This window comes from Methylobacter tundripaludum (genome assembly GCF_002934365.1).
Classification (GTDB): Bacteria; Pseudomonadota; Gammaproteobacteria; order Methylococcales; family Methylomonadaceae; genus Methylobacter_A; species Methylobacter_A tundripaludum_A.
In genome coordinates this window covers 311151-326723 of the sequence record NZ_PTIY01000003.1, presented here as the reverse complement: position 1 = coordinate 326723, position 15573 = coordinate 311151, and the positions used below count along the sequence as shown (strand labels likewise).

15 protein-coding genes and 1 tRNA gene are annotated in these 15573 nt (G+C 49.7%); 15 read left to right on the top strand and 1 reads right to left on the bottom strand.

Going from position 1 to position 15573, the window contains the following annotated elements:
• The first annotated feature begins 6 nt into the window (after positions 1-6).
• A complete protein-coding gene (locus B0F88_RS05790; protein ID WP_104422985.1) occupies positions 7-1500 on the top strand; it encodes a putative bifunctional diguanylate cyclase/phosphodiesterase in 1494 nt (497 codons plus the stop codon).
• Between the two features lie 206 nt (positions 1501-1706).
• Here the strand turns inward: B0F88_RS05790 and B0F88_RS05785 are convergent.
• Positions 1707-1793 (bottom strand) — tRNA-Leu (locus B0F88_RS05785).
• A 237-nt stretch (positions 1794-2030) separates the two neighbouring features.
• On the opposite strand from B0F88_RS05785, the gene rnr reads away from it, so the two are divergent.
• The 14 genes from rnr to hemN all read left to right on the top strand — a co-directional run bounded on the left by rnr (position 2031) and on the right by hemN (position 15573).
• Positions 2031-4271, top strand: coding sequence for a ribonuclease R (gene rnr / locus B0F88_RS05780; RefSeq protein ID WP_104422984.1), 2241 nt, complete (start codon positions 2031-2033; stop codon positions 4269-4271).
• A 35-nt stretch (positions 4272-4306) separates the two neighbouring features.
• A complete protein-coding gene (locus B0F88_RS05775) occupies positions 4307-5689 on the top strand; it encodes an AAA family ATPase (protein WP_104422983.1) in 1383 nt (460 codons plus the stop codon).
• Positions 5690-5695: 6 nt separating this feature from the next.
• Positions 5696-6265 carry a hypothetical protein gene (locus tag B0F88_RS05770; protein WP_104422982.1) on the top strand — a complete coding sequence of 190 codons (570 nt, stop codon included), beginning with the start codon at positions 5696-5698 and terminating at the stop codon, positions 6263-6265.
• Positions 6262-7008, top strand: coding sequence for a 23S rRNA (guanosine(2251)-2'-O)-methyltransferase RlmB (gene rlmB / locus B0F88_RS05765; protein WP_104422981.1), 747 nt, complete (start codon positions 6262-6264; stop codon positions 7006-7008). Before B0F88_RS05770 ends, rlmB begins: the two co-directional genes overlap by 4 nt.
• A gap of 221 nt (positions 7009-7229) precedes the next feature.
• Positions 7230-7853, top strand: coding sequence for a cytochrome c biogenesis heme-transporting ATPase CcmA (ccmA, locus tag B0F88_RS05760; protein WP_104422980.1), 624 nt, complete (start codon positions 7230-7232; stop codon positions 7851-7853).
• Complete coding sequence (ccmB, locus tag B0F88_RS05755) at positions 7853-8527, top strand: heme exporter protein CcmB (protein ID WP_104422979.1); 675 nt, start codon at positions 7853-7855, stop codon at positions 8525-8527. The genes ccmA and ccmB overlap by 1 nt, the downstream gene beginning before the upstream one ends.
• Before the next feature lie 144 nt (positions 8528-8671).
• Positions 8672-9433 carry a heme ABC transporter permease gene (locus tag B0F88_RS05750; RefSeq protein ID WP_104422978.1) on the top strand — a complete coding sequence of 254 codons (762 nt, stop codon included), beginning with the start codon at positions 8672-8674 and terminating at the stop codon, positions 9431-9433.
• A complete protein-coding gene (ccmD, locus tag B0F88_RS05745) occupies positions 9433-9591 on the top strand; it encodes a heme exporter protein CcmD (protein WP_104422977.1) in 159 nt (52 codons plus the stop codon). Before B0F88_RS05750 ends, ccmD begins: the two co-directional genes overlap by 1 nt.
• A gap of 3 nt (positions 9592-9594) precedes the next feature.
• Positions 9595-10038 carry a cytochrome c maturation protein CcmE gene (gene ccmE, locus B0F88_RS05740; RefSeq protein ID WP_104422976.1) on the top strand — a complete coding sequence of 148 codons (444 nt, stop codon included), beginning with the start codon at positions 9595-9597 and terminating at the stop codon, positions 10036-10038.
• Between the two features lie 2 nt (positions 10039-10040).
• Positions 10041-11993: a heme lyase CcmF/NrfE family subunit gene (locus B0F88_RS05735; protein WP_104422975.1), complete on the top strand. Its 1953-nt coding sequence runs from the start codon at positions 10041-10043 to the stop codon at positions 11991-11993.
• Positions 11986-12516, top strand: a complete 531-nt coding sequence (locus tag B0F88_RS05730; protein ID WP_104422974.1) for a DsbE family thiol:disulfide interchange protein — start codon at positions 11986-11988, stop codon at positions 12514-12516. The genes B0F88_RS05735 and B0F88_RS05730 overlap by 8 nt, the downstream gene beginning before the upstream one ends.
• Positions 12516-12974 carry a cytochrome c-type biogenesis protein gene (locus tag B0F88_RS05725; RefSeq protein WP_104422973.1) on the top strand — a complete coding sequence of 153 codons (459 nt, stop codon included), beginning with the start codon at positions 12516-12518 and terminating at the stop codon, positions 12972-12974. Before B0F88_RS05730 ends, B0F88_RS05725 begins: the two co-directional genes overlap by 1 nt.
• Positions 12971-14194 carry a c-type cytochrome biogenesis protein CcmI gene (ccmI, locus tag B0F88_RS05720; RefSeq protein WP_445641277.1) on the top strand — a complete coding sequence of 408 codons (1224 nt, stop codon included), beginning with the start codon at positions 12971-12973 and terminating at the stop codon, positions 14192-14194. The genes B0F88_RS05725 and ccmI overlap by 4 nt, the downstream gene beginning before the upstream one ends.
• A complete protein-coding gene (gene hemN / locus B0F88_RS05715) occupies positions 14194-15573 on the top strand; it encodes an oxygen-independent coproporphyrinogen III oxidase (protein ID WP_181049845.1) in 1380 nt (459 codons plus the stop codon). Before ccmI ends, hemN begins: the two co-directional genes overlap by 1 nt.

Sequence of the window (15573 nt, the reverse complement as noted above, 5' to 3'; positions counted from 1 at the left end):
CTGACCATGAAAATTAATAAGCAAGTGACCGATGTCGAACATATTCTTAGCGACAGTGATTCTATTGTTTCCAATACCGATCTAATCGGTACCTTTTATGATATTACTGACAGCAATGGTGTGGAAGAGCGTATCCGCATCCTGGCCTTTTATGATCCCCTCACTAAGCTGCCTAACCGTCGTTTGCTTCAAGATCGCATAGACCAGGCCATCGCTGCCAGCGCGCGTTCCCGGCAGCACGGCGCACTGTTATTTTTGGATCTGGATCGATTCAAAATACTCAATGGCACCTATGGCCATAATATGGGCGATCAACTGCTGCTGGAAGTTACGCGAAGATTGCAATTCTGTGTGCGTGAAGGCGACACTATCGCCCGGTTGGGCGGTGATGAGTTTGTGATGATACTTGATGCATTGGATCAGTACGCCATTAAAGCAAACGCCCAGGCCAAAAAACTGGCCGAAGTGATTTGCGAGGCTTTGGCAAAGCCTTATCATTTGTTGGTTCCATTTAATCAACCCCAAGCCACTATTACCTATCACTCCAGCGCCAGTATTGGCGTTGTGCTGTTTTTGGGCCATGAGAGCAGTACGGAAGAACTGATGAAATACGCCGACCTGGCCATGTACGAGGCCAAACATGCCGGGCGCGATACGGTCTGTGTTTTCGATCCGGGTATGCAGACGGATATTATGGCGCGCGCCAGCTTGGAGGAGGATTTGCACCGGGGGTTGCAGGAAAAGCAATTTATTCTCCACTATCAACCTCAAGTGGATATTCATGGGCGCATAATAGGGGCCGAAGCGTTGGTGCGCTGGCAGCATCCCCAGCGCGGTATGGTGCCGCCGGCCGATTTCATTCCGTTGGCTGAGGAAAGCGGGTTGATTCTGCCTTTGGGTTTATGGGTACTGGAAACCGCCTGCGCTCAATTGGCTGCTTGGGCCGTCCGGCCAGAAACTGCGTATCTTACGCTGGCTGTGAATGTCAGCGTCCACCAGTTTCGCCAGGCCGACTTTGCCGATCAGGTACTGGCTGTGCTCGATCACACCGGTGCTGATCCTTGCAGGCTCAAGCTGGAGTTGACCGAAAGTTTGCTGGTGTCGAATGTGGAGGACATTATCACCAAAATGACTGTGCTGAAAGCGAAGGGGGTGTCTTTCTCGCTGGATGATTTCGGTACCGGGTATTCATCGCTCACTTATCTGAAGCGACTGCCGCTGGATCAACTGAAAATCGACCAAGGATTTGTCAGAGACGTGCTGATCGACCTTAACGACGCCGCTATTGCCAAGATGATCATCGCCCTAGCCGAAAGTATGGGGTTGGCGGTCATCGCTGAAGGGGTGGAAAGCGAGGCGCAGAGGGGATTTCTCGCACACCATGGCTGTCATGCCTATCAGGGGTATTTGTTTAGCAAGCCGATACCGTTGGAACAGTTCGATGAGTTTGTTTCAATCTCAAACTGGAAGTTACCGAAAATTTGCTGGTGTCCCATGTAGAGTGTAAAACGGCGTCCGCGCGAGAGGATGCGACGTCTGCGCTAATAGGCCTGACGGCGTTTAATCAGATGTTAAGGCGAAAGGGTAAGCGTGGTTTCTCCGCCGTTCGAGATATTGTGTGCAGCCGTTTGTCTTGCCTGGAGAAATTTACGCAGCTCGTTTTGTTAAAAAACGGGTAGAATCAAAAAGAAGAGGCTATAATCGAATGGTGCCGAGGAGAGGACTTGAACCTCCACGGGGTTGCCCCCACCAGCACCTGAAGCTGGCGTGTCTACCAATTTCACCACCTCGGCAGAGGTTAGCTGTAAAAGCTAAAGTGAGCGCGCACTATACCTAGCCTCTTTTGATTTGTCAATTAAGTGCGAAGTTTTTCCCGAACTTAATTGATTTCGAGCGGGACGTTAGCTCAAGCCAATGGGGAATAGTCTTTTGACTAAGGGTCAAAAACTTTTCTCTTTTAACCCTAATCGATATACTAAGCCACTATTTAAGATATATTTATTGTATCCACTCTCTTTATTATTATTTAAATGACATTGAAGTCTAAAAAAGACGTTGATTTTAACTCAACAAAAGACCCATATGCCCAGCGCGAAGCTGAGAAATATGAAAACCCCATTCCCAGCCGCGAATTAATTCTCCAATTTATCGAGCACGCTGGCAAGCCGTTGCGCCGTGAAGAAATCGCGGAAGCGTTTTCCCTAGAATCCGAAGACCAGTTAGAAGCGCTACGCCGCCGTTTACGCGCAATGGAAAGGGACGGGCAATTATTATTCAACCGCGGCAAAAAGTATTGCCTGGTTAACAATGAGGATTTAATTGCCGGGCGCATTATCGGGCATGCGGACGGCTTCGGGTTTATCAAGCCGGATGACGGTTCGGACGACCTATTCTTATCGCCGCGGGAAATGAATTCCCTGCTGCACAATGACCGGGCGCTGGTGCGTGTTGCCGGAGTCGATAAAAAAGGTCGCAGGGAAGGTGCGGTCGTTGAAATTTTGCAGAGGAATACTCATCAGGTTGTAGGCCGGCTCTATAAGGAAGACGGTTTTACCTATGTGGTGCCCGACAATAAGAATATCGCGCAAACCATCCTGGTTCAAAAAGGCGGTGCGGGAAAAGCTAAGCAAGGCCAGATTGTCGTTGCGGAAATTCTCGAGCAACCGACCAAGCTTCGGCAGCCCATTGGCCGGATTATCGAGGTCATGGGCGAGCACATGGCGCCGGGAATGGAAATCGACATGGCGATCCGTTCTTATGAGCTGCCTAATCAATGGCCCGATGAGCTGCTGGAAGAAATCAAGCCGCTTAAAAAAGAGGTGCCTGAGTCGGCAAAAGAGAACCGGGTCGATTTGCGGAACACTCCTTTAGTCACCATCGATGGTGAAGATGCCCGCGATTTTGACGATGCCGTTTATTGCCAGAAAACGCCGAAAGGTTGGAAACTGCTGGTTGCGATTGCCGACGTTTCGCATTATGTGCAGATTAATTCGGAATTAGATAAAGAAGCGCAAAAACGCAGCACCTCGGTCTATTTTCCTGAACGCGTCATACCGATGTTGCCGGAGATTTTATCGAACGGCTTATGTTCGCTTAATCCCCAGGTAGACCGGCTGTGTATGGTTTGCGAGCTGCTTATTAATGACCAAGGCCAGGTTACCCGGTCGCGCTTTTTCGACGCGGTGATGAGTTCTCATGCCAGGCTGACCTACACCGAAGTGGCAAAAATGCTGGTTGAAGGCGATAAAGTTTTAGCAAAAAAACATAAAGCCTTGATGCCGCATTTGCAGGAGCTGTACGCACTTTACAAAGTGATGCGGGTGAGTCGCGAACAACGCGGCGCGATGGATTTCGACACCCAGGAAACCCGGATTATTTTCGGTGCCGAGCGTAAAATCGAAAAAATAGTGCCGGTAGTGCGCAACGATGCGCACAAGTTGATTGAAGAGTTCATGATTACCGCGAACATGGCGGCGGCGCGTTTTTTAAACAATAAAAAAATGCCCAAGCTGTTGCGGATACATGACGGCCCAAGTGCCGACAAGTTGCTCAACCTGAAAACCTTTCTTGGCGAACTGGGTTTGAGTTTGGGCGGCGGCGCAAAACCGACGCCGCTGGATTATATGCATTTGATGGAGTCGATTAAAGACCGGCCTGATGCGCATTTGATCCAGACCGTATTGTTGCGTTCGATGTCGCAGGCCGTTTATAGTCCCGAATTAAAAGGTCATTTCGGCTTGGCGCTGGAGGCTTACGCGCATTTTACTTCGCCTATCCGCCGTTATCCCGATTTGTTGGTGCATCGCGCGATCAGGCATTGTTTGCAAGGCAAACCGGTGGAAAGCTTTTTCTACGGCGTACCCGATATGGTGGTGTTGGGCGAGCAATGCTCAGCCAATGAGCGCCGCGCCGATGACGCCACCCGCGACGTGGTGAGCTGGCTCAAATGCGAATATATGATGGATAAGGTCGGCGAGGAATTCCCCGGCATTATTTCCGCGGTCACCTCGTTCGGCTTTTTTGTCGAACTGGCTGAAATCTATGTTGAAGGTTTGGTCCATATCAGCAATCTGGCGCAGGATTATTTTCATTTCGATGCAACCAGTCACCAGTTAAGAGGCGAGCGCACCGGCATTAATTACCGTCTGGGCGACAGCGTCAAGGTCAGGGTTGCCCGTGTCGATCTGGATGAAAAGAAGATTGACTTTGAGCTGGCGCAAAAGCAAGTTGCAATCGCTACCAAGCCTAAGAAAAGACGTCGTAAGAAATAACGTTGCTATAGCTGTGAAATTATAAAGAGATTTGTATGAAAATTGACGTAAAAGTCAAAAATCTGGGAAAGCTAAAGGAGGCGGAGTTTAAAATTCGCCCGATGACGGTAATTACCGGCCCGAATGGAACAGGTAAAAGTTTTTTTACCAAGTCGTTGTATTCTATTTTAAATGTCATTAACAAGAATGTTTATCATGAGTCTGTAAACAAGACGATTCGACAAATTCAACTTCAATTGCAAACTTTTGCGAACGGTATTAGCTATGTGGGTCAAAATGATTTATGGGCTACAAAAAGAATTGAGCTCACTCTTGATAAGTTGCAAAAAGAGTTTGAAGAAGCCAGTAGCTGGAAGATTGATGATTATCTGGCTTTTGCAACCTCAAAAGTAGGTGATGTTGAAAAAATACATACTTACTATGAAACATATTTAAATGAACTTAAACCTACCAAGAGGAGCTCCATTAAAAGCATCTCTGAGGCCATTAATAAAAACTTTGATGATTTTCTGCGGCAACTTATAAATCCTCAAAAGTATTACGCTGACTTTTTTGCTATTCATATTGAAAATGAACTAAAAGATAATTTTCAAATTTCTACACTTAGCGAGTTAATCAGCTTTGACGAAGAAAAGATAATAATTGCAGTTGATGACCTTTTAGTGATCGAATTAAGTGGCAATAAAAGGAGTTTTAGTTTAGGTGCTGATTTTATTGATGAAGTATCAGGCTTATCCAGTGTGGTTTTTTTTGAATCACCCGCTTATTGGAAAGTGAGAGACGCATTAAAATCGGCCAAAAATAATCAAATTCGCCCAAGATTACTCGGAAAGAAAAATAGTGATGTTTTAACAGGTGTGCCAAAATATTTTTATGATTTGGATGATGCGTTAAATACCAAAACTAAAACATCAGGTGCTTTTGCAGCAGCTACCGATTTGTTAGAAGATGCTTTAGGTGGCGAGTTTATCTTTAAAGGCGATAATTTAAGCTTTAAAGATAATAAATCCGGCCAAGAAATATCTAAAAATCTTGTTTCTTTTGGCATGACTAACTTGGGTATGGTTCAAGCCTTATTAAAACATAACGTAATTACAGAAGGTTCTTTCGTTTTCATTGATGAGCCGGAAACCAATTTACACCCTGATTGGCAAGTTAAGTTAATGGAGGTACTGTTAGTCTTAGCGCAGGCTGGTGTTAATATCGTTATCACCACACACAGCACAGATCTATTAAAAGCCTTGGAAGTTAATCTGAAAAAGCAGAAAATTGATGTAGAAGATTTCCTATCGGTACATTTCGTGGATTTAGATGGTAAGTTGTTTGAATTTGAGTCCAAGAATTCTGATCAGCAACTGATTGAAGCACGAGAATTGCTGAATTCAGCTTATGAGCAACTGTACTTTAGCGATTTGTAAAAGACCATGTTCGATAAAAGTGAGTATTTGCAAACCATTGTACATGCCGACTGCGCTGATGGAATAATTGAATCATCCACGTCACGAGCATTTAAAATTGATGACGGAGACGGCATTGCTAAAGCAATTGGCTTTCATGCAGGCATTGTCAATAAAGTCGATTATTTTGTAGTAAAGAATAATGATGTTCAGCTAATAGAATTGAGCGATTTAGAAGAGCAGATACATAATTGTCATGTCTCGATTGCAGAAGAACTTCAACAGCTACGAGAAGTTACAGGTGGCGACATAACCAAACGAGAAGAAAACAAAATAATAAAAACGGCATGGAAAGAGATTAAGATCGAATTTTGCAAAAAATGGTGTGGTTCCATTGCTGTTATTGAAAGGTTATATCGAAAAACAAATGAATTAGGGGATGCTGATCCGAATTATAAACTACTGATTGTTTGTAAGAACCATACGGATATTAGGATGCTTGATGGGTTAAAAGCGCAGCTATCAGGGATGATGGGTAATGTTGTAGTTTGTAAAACAGAAACACTCAATAATGTTCTTATCGGGCCAGAACTATGAAGCTAACAAAACTCTACGGCCTGCACTCGGTACAAGCCGCACTCGATTACTCGCCGAAAAGAATCAGCAAAGCCTGGGTAGACGTACAACGGCAGGATAAACGCTTGATGCAGGCGATTGATAGCTTGCTCGATCTAGGCATAGAGCCCGAAAAAATCGACAGGAAAAAACTGGACCGCTTTGCCGAAGGCAACAACCATCAAGGCATCGTTATCGAAGTCGAAATGCCCGGCGAGTTATCGGAAAGCGACCTGAAGGATGCTGTATTAACATTGCAGGGAACGCCTTTATTCCTGGTGCTGGATAATGTGCAGGACCCGCATAATTTCGGTGCTTGTCTTAGAACCGCCGACGCTACCGGCGTGCATGGCGTGATTATCACTAAAGACAATGCCACCGGGATTACCCCGACGGTCTGTAAAGTGGCAAGCGGCGCGGCGGAAACGGTGCCGGTTTACCAAGTGACCAATTTGTCCAGAACTTTGCGCTGGCTCAAAGACCAAGGCATTTGGGTCATGGGCGCGGCGGGCGAAACAACGCAGACCGCTTATCAAACCGATTTCACCGTGCCTATGGCTTTGGTCGTGGGCGCCGAGGGCAAAGGTTTAAGACGTTTGACCAAGGAGCAATGCGATATATTGGTCAAGTTGCCTATGCTGGGCCGGGTGGAAAGCCTTAACGTATCGGTTGCAACCGGTGTGCTGCTTTATGAAACTATGCGGCAGCGATTACTCGCCAGTTAAGGTTATAAATATTCACCACGAAGACACGAACGACTGCATGGAGGCAGAGGTAGAGCAATGCAGGAGTAATTGCCGAGAACACGAAGAAAAAGCAGTAACTTCATACCACCCTCGACAATTGCTGTATATCATTAAGAAAACGCTTTGCTCTTTTAACCTTCATGCTCTTCGTGTCTTCGTGGTAAATTAGTCCGCCGTATCGCGCAATACCCAATTTAGTAATGCAAACACAATCAACATACTCTCTTGAAGGCACGGGCTTAAGCTGCATCCGCGATGACCGGGTGCTGTTTGAACAGCTGGCTTTCGAGTTGGCTTCCGGGCAGGTTTTATTGCTGGAAGGCAAAAACGGCAGCGGCAAGACCTCGCTGTTGCGCATTTTATGCGGATTCCGGGAGCCGGATGCGGGCGAGATTCGCTGGTGCGGCGACGCGGTAAAAGACAGCCAGTTTTATGCACAGATGGCTTATGTCGGCCATTTGGACGGCATTAAAAAAGAGCTGACGGTCCTGGAAAACTTAAAAATGTCCTTGGCCTTAAGCAACGTAGGGACATATTCCATCGACCAGGCTTTAGCCAAAGTTCATTTGACTGGCTATGACGACATTCTCGTTCAGGCATTGTCCGCTGGACAGAAAAGACGGCTGTCTTTGGCAAGATTGCTGATTACCGAAAATGTGTTGTGGATACTCGACGAGCCGTTCACTTCATTGGACAAGCAGGGCATTGCCCTTATCGAAACCTTAATGATCGAACATTGCGCCAACGGCGGAATGATTGTTCTCACCTCACATCATGACATCGCTTTGCATGATGTCGATGTCCAGCGTATTAATCTATCCTGATGTCTTTATCCCGCGCATTTTTTGCCGTTATTCGGCGCGATCTGGTTTTGGCTTTACGGCGGAGGTCGGAAATAGCCAATCCGTTGCTGTTTTTTATCCTGGTCATCACGCTGTTCCCGTTGGGTATCGGCGCGCAGCCGCATTTATTGCAAGCCATCGCGCCGGGTATCATCTGGGTTTCCGCGTTACTGGCGGCGATGCTGTCGCTGGACAGCTTGTTTCGTTCGGATTTTGACGACGGTTCGCTGGAGCAGATGCTATTAAGCCCGCATCCGACCTCGGTGCTGGTGTTGGCTAAAATCGTCGCGCACTGGTTGGTGACCGGCTTGCCGCTATTGATCGTCGCGCCGCTGTTGGCGGTTTTTTTAGGCCTGCCCAATCATTCGCTGGGCATCCTGTTGCTGACCTTGCTGCTGGGTACGCCGGTATTAAGCCTGATAGGGGCTATCGGCGTGGCGCTAACCGTCGGGCTGCGCCGGGGAGGCATGATTTTGTCGCTGCTGGTTTTGCCGTTGTATGTCCCGGTGTTGATTTTTGCCGGTAATGCGGTGCAGATGGCAAGTGGAGGCCTGCCGGTCGATGCGCAAATTAATATTCTGATTTCCATTCTATTGATGGCCTTGGTTTTAGCGCCTTTGCCGACCGCAGCAGCATTAAAAATGAGTATTAGTTGATAATATCTCGTAGAATAGTGGGCCAAATTATTAACCGGATATAAGTAATGCCGGGGTTGCCGTTCATTGCGGTTGAGTTGCCTCACAAGCTTATAAACAGATCATCCTTGCACCTTTTACCTTTTACCTTGAACCTGATGCTTCATGTTTTTAATCCCTGATCCCGTAGTCCGCTTCTTCCACCGGATGGCCTCCCCGCCGCATTTTTACGCGTTTACCCAGCGTTTGATGCCGTGGCTGACGGTTATTTTCCTGCTGCTGACAGCCGTAGGTCTTTACGGCGGCTTGTATCTTGCGCCTGCGGATTACCAGCAGGGCGATAGCTACCGTATTATCTATATTCATGTGCCCAGCGCCTGGATGTCGCTGTTCATTTATGTGGTGATGGCCGTTGCCGGTGCAATAGGCCTGGTCTGGCGGATCAAACTGGCCGAGATTGTGGCGATCAGCAGCGCGCCGATTGGCGCCAGCTTTACCTTTATCGCGCTGGTGACCGGTTCCTTGTGGGGCAAGCCGATGTGGGGAACCTGGTGGGTTTGGGATGCGCGGTTAACGTCGGAATTGATATTGCTGTTTTTGTATCTCGGCGTCATCGGGCTTTACGGCGCGATAGACGACAAGCGCACCGCGTCCAGGGCTGTGGCTATTTTGGCCCTGGTCGGCGTGGTCAATATCCCGATTATTCATTACTCCGTCGAGTGGTGGAATACGCTGCATCAAGGCCCGACGGTAACGAAAATGGATAAGCCGTCGATTCATGTCAGCATGTTGATACCGCTGTTGTTGATGGCGGTAGCGTTCAAGTTTTATTACCTGATTGCGATGTTGCAACGGGCGCGCACCGAATTGTTGCTGCGCGAACGCAATGCGCAGTGGGTTAAGAACATGATCTCGGAGTCCAAATAATGACGATGCAGGAATTTTTCGCAATGGGCGGCTACGCCTTTTATGTCTGGACTTCTTACGGTCTGACTTTCATCGTGTTGCTTGCCAATATTATTATCCCGGTTGTGCAACGCAGACAGTTTTTACGCGCCCTGGCGCTTAAGCAAAAACGGCAATAAATCATGAAACCAGCCAGAAAACAGCGTTTAATGTTAATCGGCCTGATGGTTATTGGAGCGGGGCTTGCGACGGGGTTCGCGCTCAAGTCTTTCAATGAAAATTTGATGTACTTTTTTTCGACCACCGATGTCGTCGAAGGCAAAGCGCCAAAAGACACCTTGTTTCGTTTGGGCGGCATGGTTATTAAAGGCTCTGTGGAAAGACCGAATGACGGGTTGATGGTGCGCTTTAAACTGACCGATTTCAGCAAGGATGTGACCGTCGAATACACGGGCATCCTGCCGGACCTGTTCCGGGAAGGCCAGGGCATTGTTGCGAACGGCAGGCTAAATGCGCAGGGCGTGTTTATCGCCGAAGAAGTGTTGGCCAAGCATGACGAAAACTACATGCCGCCGGAAGTAAAAGGCAGTTTGAAAAACCAGCCAGCACCGGTTGCAGGGCAATAATCATGATTGCAGAACTGGGACATTTTTCGCTGATTCTGGCCTTATGCATGGCCGTTGTTTTAGGAATGCTGCCGATCATCGGCGCTTCCAGGTCCATATCCGGCTGGATTAGCGTCGCAAGGCCCGCCGCATTCGGCCAGCTGTTGTTCATGGTCGTTTCTTACGGCTGTCTGACCTATGGCTTCCTGACCCATGATTTTTCGATCAAATACATTGCGACTAATTCCAATACCGCCTTGCCGGTTTTGTATCTGGTTTCCGGCGTCTGGGGCGCGCATGAAGGTTCGTTATTGCTTTGGGCGCTGGTGCTGTCCTGCTGGACGGGCTTGGTTGCGTTGTTCAGTCGCGCGATTCCCGATGTTACCGTCGCCCGCGTTTTAGGCGTAATGGGGCTGGTCTCTATCGGTTTTATCCTGTTTTTATTGCTGACTTCGAATCCGTTCGAGCGGCTGTTCCCTGCTCCTATCGAAGGGCGCGACTTGAACCCCTTGCTTCAGGATCCGGGTTTGGCTATCCATCCGCCGATGCTTTATATGGGCTATGTCGGCTTTTCGGTGGCGTTCGCTTTTGCGATTGCGGCCTTGCTGGAAGGCCGTTTGGATGCGGCCTGGGCGCGCTGGTCGAGACCTTGGACCAACATCGCCTGGATGTTTTTAACCATAGGCATTGCATTAGGCAGCTGGTGGGCTTATTACGAACTGGGCTGGGGCGGCTGGTGGTTCTGGGATCCGGTCGAAAACGCCTCATTCATGCCCTGGCTGGTCGGCACCGCGCTAATTCACTCTTTGGCCGCCACCGAAAAACGCGGCGTGTTCAAGACCTGGACCGTATTGCTGGCGATTTTTGCGTTTTCGTTAAGCCTGCTCGGTACCTTCCTGGTGCGTTCCGGCGTGTTAACCTCGGTACATGCGTTTGCCAGCGATCCGGCCAGAGGTTTGTTCATACTGATATTTCTGGCTATCGTGGTAGGCGGGTCGTTATTGCTGTACGCGATAAGAGCGCCCTACGTCAAAAGCAGCGCGACCTTCGAGCTGGTGTCCAAAGAGTCGGCGATATTGCTAAACAACGTGTTGCTGGTGGTAACCGCTTCCAGCATCTTGCTGGGCACGTTGTATCCCTTGGTCATTGACGCGTTGGGATTGGGCAAGATTTCGGTCGGCCCCCCGTACTTTAACGCCGTGTTCATTCCGCTAATGGCGCCGCTGGCGATAGCCGTGGGCTTGGGCATGTTATTGCGCTGGAAAAGAGACAATATCAACGTGATTGCCCTGCGGGTGCGCTGGATTGTTTTAGCCTGCGTCGCCGTCGGTTTGCTGATTCCGTTGGTCATGCCTTTTTACTCCTGGGGTGCGGTATTGGGCTTAACGTTGGCGTTGTGGACAATTGCGATGACCGTAATGTCTTTTGTCGACCGGATGGGGCCGCAGGGTGTTTCCTGGCAGCGCCTGAAAACCGTACCGGCCGGTTTTTACGGCATGACCGTGGCGCATTTAGGTATAGCCGTATTCGTGATCGGCATTACCCTGACCTCGGTTTACAGCGTCGAAAAAGATGTGCGCATGGCCCCCGACGACAAGCTGGATATGTCCGGTTATATCTTTGAATTCCACGGCGTCAAACAAACCCAAGGGCCTAATTATGTTGCCGAACAGGCTAAGGTGACCGTCAGTTATGATGGCAAAGAAGTCGCCAGACTGGAGCCGCAAAAACGGGTTTACCGGGTGCAAAAAATGCCGATGACCGAGGCGGCTATCGACGCCGGATTGTTTCGGGATCTGTTCGTTGCGATAGGCGAACCGCTCGGCGACAAGGGCGCTTGGAGTCTACGAATTTATTACAAGTCGTTCATCCGCTGGATTTGGCTGGGCGCGCTGTTCATGGCGGCGGGCGGCTTAATCGCCGCTTGCGACAGGCGCTATAAAATAACGTCTGCGAAGGTGCCGGTTAATGCTTAAGTACATCCTCCCGTTAATATTATTCATCGTGATGGCGGTGTTTCTGGCGCTGGGTTTGAACCTTCATCCCAGCGAGATTCCTTCGCCGTTGATCGACAAACCGGCCCCGGCGTTTTCCGCGCCCAAGCTTCAAGCGCCTGCGGAGAAATTATCTCCAACCGATTTAAAAGGCAAGGTCTGGCTGTTTAATGTGTGGGCGTCGTGGTGCGCCTCGTGCCGTTCCGAACATCCGGTACTAAACCAATTGGCCCAGCAAAAAGCCGCTGTTATCGTCGGCCTGAATTACAAGGACGAGCCGGAAGCCGCCTTAGGCTGGCTGGCGCAATTGGGCAACCCTTATGATGTCAGCATCATGGATCAGGATGGCCGCATCGGCCTCGACTGGGGCGTTTACGGGGTGCCGGAAACCTTCGTCATCGATAAGCAGGGTGTGATCCGCTACAAGCATACCGGACCGGTTACGCCTGAAGATGTGCAGCAAACTTTCCTGCCTTTGATCGCCAAATTACAAGCCGAAAACTAATGAAACATTTATCTGTCATTTTTCTGTTGGCGCTGGCTGGCATGGCCTGCGCCGGCGTCGAATACCGGCAGTTTGCCAATCCTGAGCAACAAGCCGCCTACGAAAACCTGACCTCGGAATTGCGTTGTCTGGTCTGCCAAAACCAGACCATCGCCGATTCCAATGCGGAACTGGCCGCGGATTTGCGCAGGCAGGTGTACGAAATGCTGCAACAAGGCAAATCAAAGCAGGATATAGCCCAATTTATGACCGACCGGTACGGCGATTTCGTTTTATACAATCCGCCGTTCAAGCTCAAAACCGGTCTGTTGTGGATAGGACCGGCTGTGTTCCTGCTGATCGGTTTAATTGCAGTGTTTTTATTCGCCCGGCGCAAAAAAAACGTAGCAAATGTTGAAATCAACGCTGAAAAGCAGCAAAAAATCCGCAGCTTATTGGAAGAGAGTGACCAGTCTTGAATATGTTATTTTTGCTGATCGTCAGCGTAATGGTATTAATCGCTTTTCTGTTTGTGCTGCCTCCGTTATGGAGAAAGCATCCAGTTGCAGAGGCGGACCAGGATCAGCGTAATATCGCTATCGCCCGGCAGCGGTTGGCCGAGCTTAAAGAGCAGTTGCAGGCTGGTGCATTAACTCAAGAACTATATGATGAGCAACGGGTCGAGCTTGAACAGGCCTTGAGCGATGATCTCGATATAGACAGTCATGCAAAAATATCACCCTCCCAGGGGCGTTGGATGGCGTCCGTGCTGATTGTTGCAATACCTTTACTCGCGGGTTCGCTTTATTGGACATTAGGCAGCTATCGGTCATTAGGCCAGGCCGAGCAAACTGCGGCAACGCCCGAGCAGGAACAAATCAGCAAGATGGTTGCAGGATTAGCCGAGCGTCTGGAAAAACAGCCGGATGATGCGCTGGGCTGGACTATGCTGGGCCGGTCTTACAAATATTTGCAGCAATATCCTAAAGCCGTTGCCGCCTTTGAACGTGCTTATAAATTGCTAGGCGATCAACCGGAAATCATGCTGCTTTATGCCGACGCGCTGGCTTTTGCCAACAACGAACAATTAGGCGGAAAACCTTCGGAACTGATATTTAAAGCCTTGGCGATGGAGCCCAATAACGTAACCGGCCTGTGGCTGGGCGGCATGGCGAAAGGGCAAACAGGCGATTTCGCCGCGGCAATGGACTTGTGGAAAAAACTGGAAGCGCAGTTGCCGCCGGGTTCGGAAGCCCGGCAGGAAATACAAGGCCTGCTGGCCAAGCTTGCAACCCAGATGCAGGAAGGCGCTGCCGCGCCAGCGGAATCGAAACCCGCGCAACCTGTTGAAACGGCGACCATTGACGTTCAGGTGAGCTTGGCGGCCGAGTTGCAAAAATCGACCAATCCAAACGACACCGTTTTCATTTACGCCCAGGCCTTATCAGGCCCCAAAATGCCGCTGGCTATCGTGCGCAAACAGGTTTCCGACTTGCCGTTAACCGTCAGCTTGACCGATGCGATGGCGATGATGCCAAACATGAAGCTGTCGAATTTCGAGCAAGTCAAGCTGCTGGCGCGCATTTCCAAATCCGGCGGAGCGACACAACAGCCCGGCGACTTGATCGGCGTTATCGAGCAGGTCACGTTGGCGGATAAAAGCTCCCATAAAATCGTCATCAACAGCCAAGTAAAATGATGGATCAATCTATACAATTCGATTTGGGCCTGATTAACCGCTACGATAAGGCCGGTCCGCGTTATACCTCGTACCCGACCGCCCTGGAATTGCACGAAGGCTTCGGCGACCGGGAATACCGCCGGCACATCGCAAAGTCCAATGCCGCAGGCGGGCCGCTGTCGCTGTATTTTCATATCCCGTTTTGCGATACCGTCTGCTTTTACTGCGCCTGTAATAAAATCGTCACCAAAAACCGCAAACATGCGGAACCGTACCTGGCCAATCTGTGCAAGGAAATTGCGATGCAGGGCGATTTGTTCGACTCCAGCCGGGTGGTCAACCAATTGCACTGGGGCGGGGGCACGCCGACATTCTTAAGTTACGAGCAGATGCTTACCCTGATGGATGTCACCCGCGAACATTTCCACTTAAGGAATGACGACAAGGGCGAATATTCCATAGAAGTCGATCCCCGTGAAACCAACGGCCAGACCATGAAGCAGCTGCGCGAGCTGGGCTTTAACCGGGTCAGTTTGGGGCTACAGGATTTCGATCCGGCCGTGCAAAAAGCCGTCAACCGCCTGCAAAGCGAAGAGCAGACCTTCAGCGTGTTAGCCGCCGCCCGCGCCGAGGGTTTTCGCTCGACCAATATCGATTTGATCTATGGTTTGCCGCTGCAAACGGTGGAGACTTTCGCCAAGACGCTGGATAAAATTTTGGCGGTAGCGCCGGATCGGTTCTCGATCTTCAACTACGCGCACATGCCCGCACGGTTTAAAACCCAGCGCCAGATCAACGACGCCGATATGCCGACGCCCGACGTCAAGCTGGCTATCTTGCAGATGGTCGGGCAACGGCTGACCGAAGCCGGTTACGTCTATATCGGCATGGATCATTTCGCCAAACCCGATGACGAGCTGGCCGTTGCGCAGCGCGAGGGGCATTTGTACCGCAACTTCCAGGGCTATTCCACGCATTCGGACTGCGATCTGGTGGGTTTGGGCATTACCTCGATCGGCCGGGTGGGCGACGCCTATATCCAGAATGTCAAAGAGCTGGACGAGTACGACCAGCTGATCAGCCAAGGCAAATTGCCGGTATTTAAAGGCGTCGAGCTGGATGATGACGACAAGCTGCGCCGCGCCGTGATCACCCAGCTGATCTGCCATTTCGATCTGAGCTTTGCCGCTGTCGAACAACAGTTCGGCATTAGCTTTGCTTCTTACTTTGCCAAGGAACTTGAGGCATTAGCGCCGATGCAGGCCGACGGTTTGTTGATGCTATCGGCAGAAGGCGTCAAGGTGTTGTCCGCAGGCCGTTTGTTGATCCGCAACATTTGCATGGTGTTCGACAAATATCTGGCGCAAAAACAACAACAGTTTTCAAAAGTGATTTAA

What these genes read in the sequence shown, in the direction of transcription:
- B0F88_RS05790 (WP_104422985.1), top strand. Translation starts at nt 7, where the DNA reads ATGAAAATTAATAAGCAAGTGACCGATGTCGAACATATTCTTAGCGAC.
- rnr (WP_104422984.1), top strand. Translation starts at nt 2,031, where the DNA reads ATGACATTGAAGTCTAAAAAAGACGTTGATTTTAACTCAACAAAAGAC.
- B0F88_RS05775 (WP_104422983.1), top strand. Translation starts at nt 4,307, where the DNA reads ATGAAAATTGACGTAAAAGTCAAAAATCTGGGAAAGCTAAAGGAGGCG.
- B0F88_RS05770 (WP_104422982.1), top strand. Translation starts at nt 5,696, where the DNA reads ATGTTCGATAAAAGTGAGTATTTGCAAACCATTGTACATGCCGACTGC.
- rlmB (WP_104422981.1), top strand. Translation starts at nt 6,262, where the DNA reads ATGAAGCTAACAAAACTCTACGGCCTGCACTCGGTACAAGCCGCACTC.
- ccmA (WP_104422980.1), top strand. Translation starts at nt 7,230, where the DNA reads ATGCAAACACAATCAACATACTCTCTTGAAGGCACGGGCTTAAGCTGC.
- ccmB (WP_104422979.1), top strand. Translation starts at nt 7,853, where the DNA reads ATGTCTTTATCCCGCGCATTTTTTGCCGTTATTCGGCGCGATCTGGTT.
- B0F88_RS05750 (WP_104422978.1), top strand. Translation starts at nt 8,672, where the DNA reads ATGTTTTTAATCCCTGATCCCGTAGTCCGCTTCTTCCACCGGATGGCC.
- ccmD (WP_104422977.1), top strand. Translation starts at nt 9,433, where the DNA reads ATGACGATGCAGGAATTTTTCGCAATGGGCGGCTACGCCTTTTATGTC.
- ccmE (WP_104422976.1), top strand. Translation starts at nt 9,595, where the DNA reads ATGAAACCAGCCAGAAAACAGCGTTTAATGTTAATCGGCCTGATGGTT.
- B0F88_RS05735 (WP_104422975.1), top strand. Translation starts at nt 10,041, where the DNA reads ATGATTGCAGAACTGGGACATTTTTCGCTGATTCTGGCCTTATGCATG.
- B0F88_RS05730 (WP_104422974.1), top strand. Translation starts at nt 11,986, where the DNA reads ATGCTTAAGTACATCCTCCCGTTAATATTATTCATCGTGATGGCGGTG.
- B0F88_RS05725 (WP_104422973.1), top strand. Translation starts at nt 12,516, where the DNA reads ATGAAACATTTATCTGTCATTTTTCTGTTGGCGCTGGCTGGCATGGCC.
- hemN (WP_181049845.1), top strand. Translation starts at nt 14,194, where the DNA reads ATGGATCAATCTATACAATTCGATTTGGGCCTGATTAACCGCTACGAT.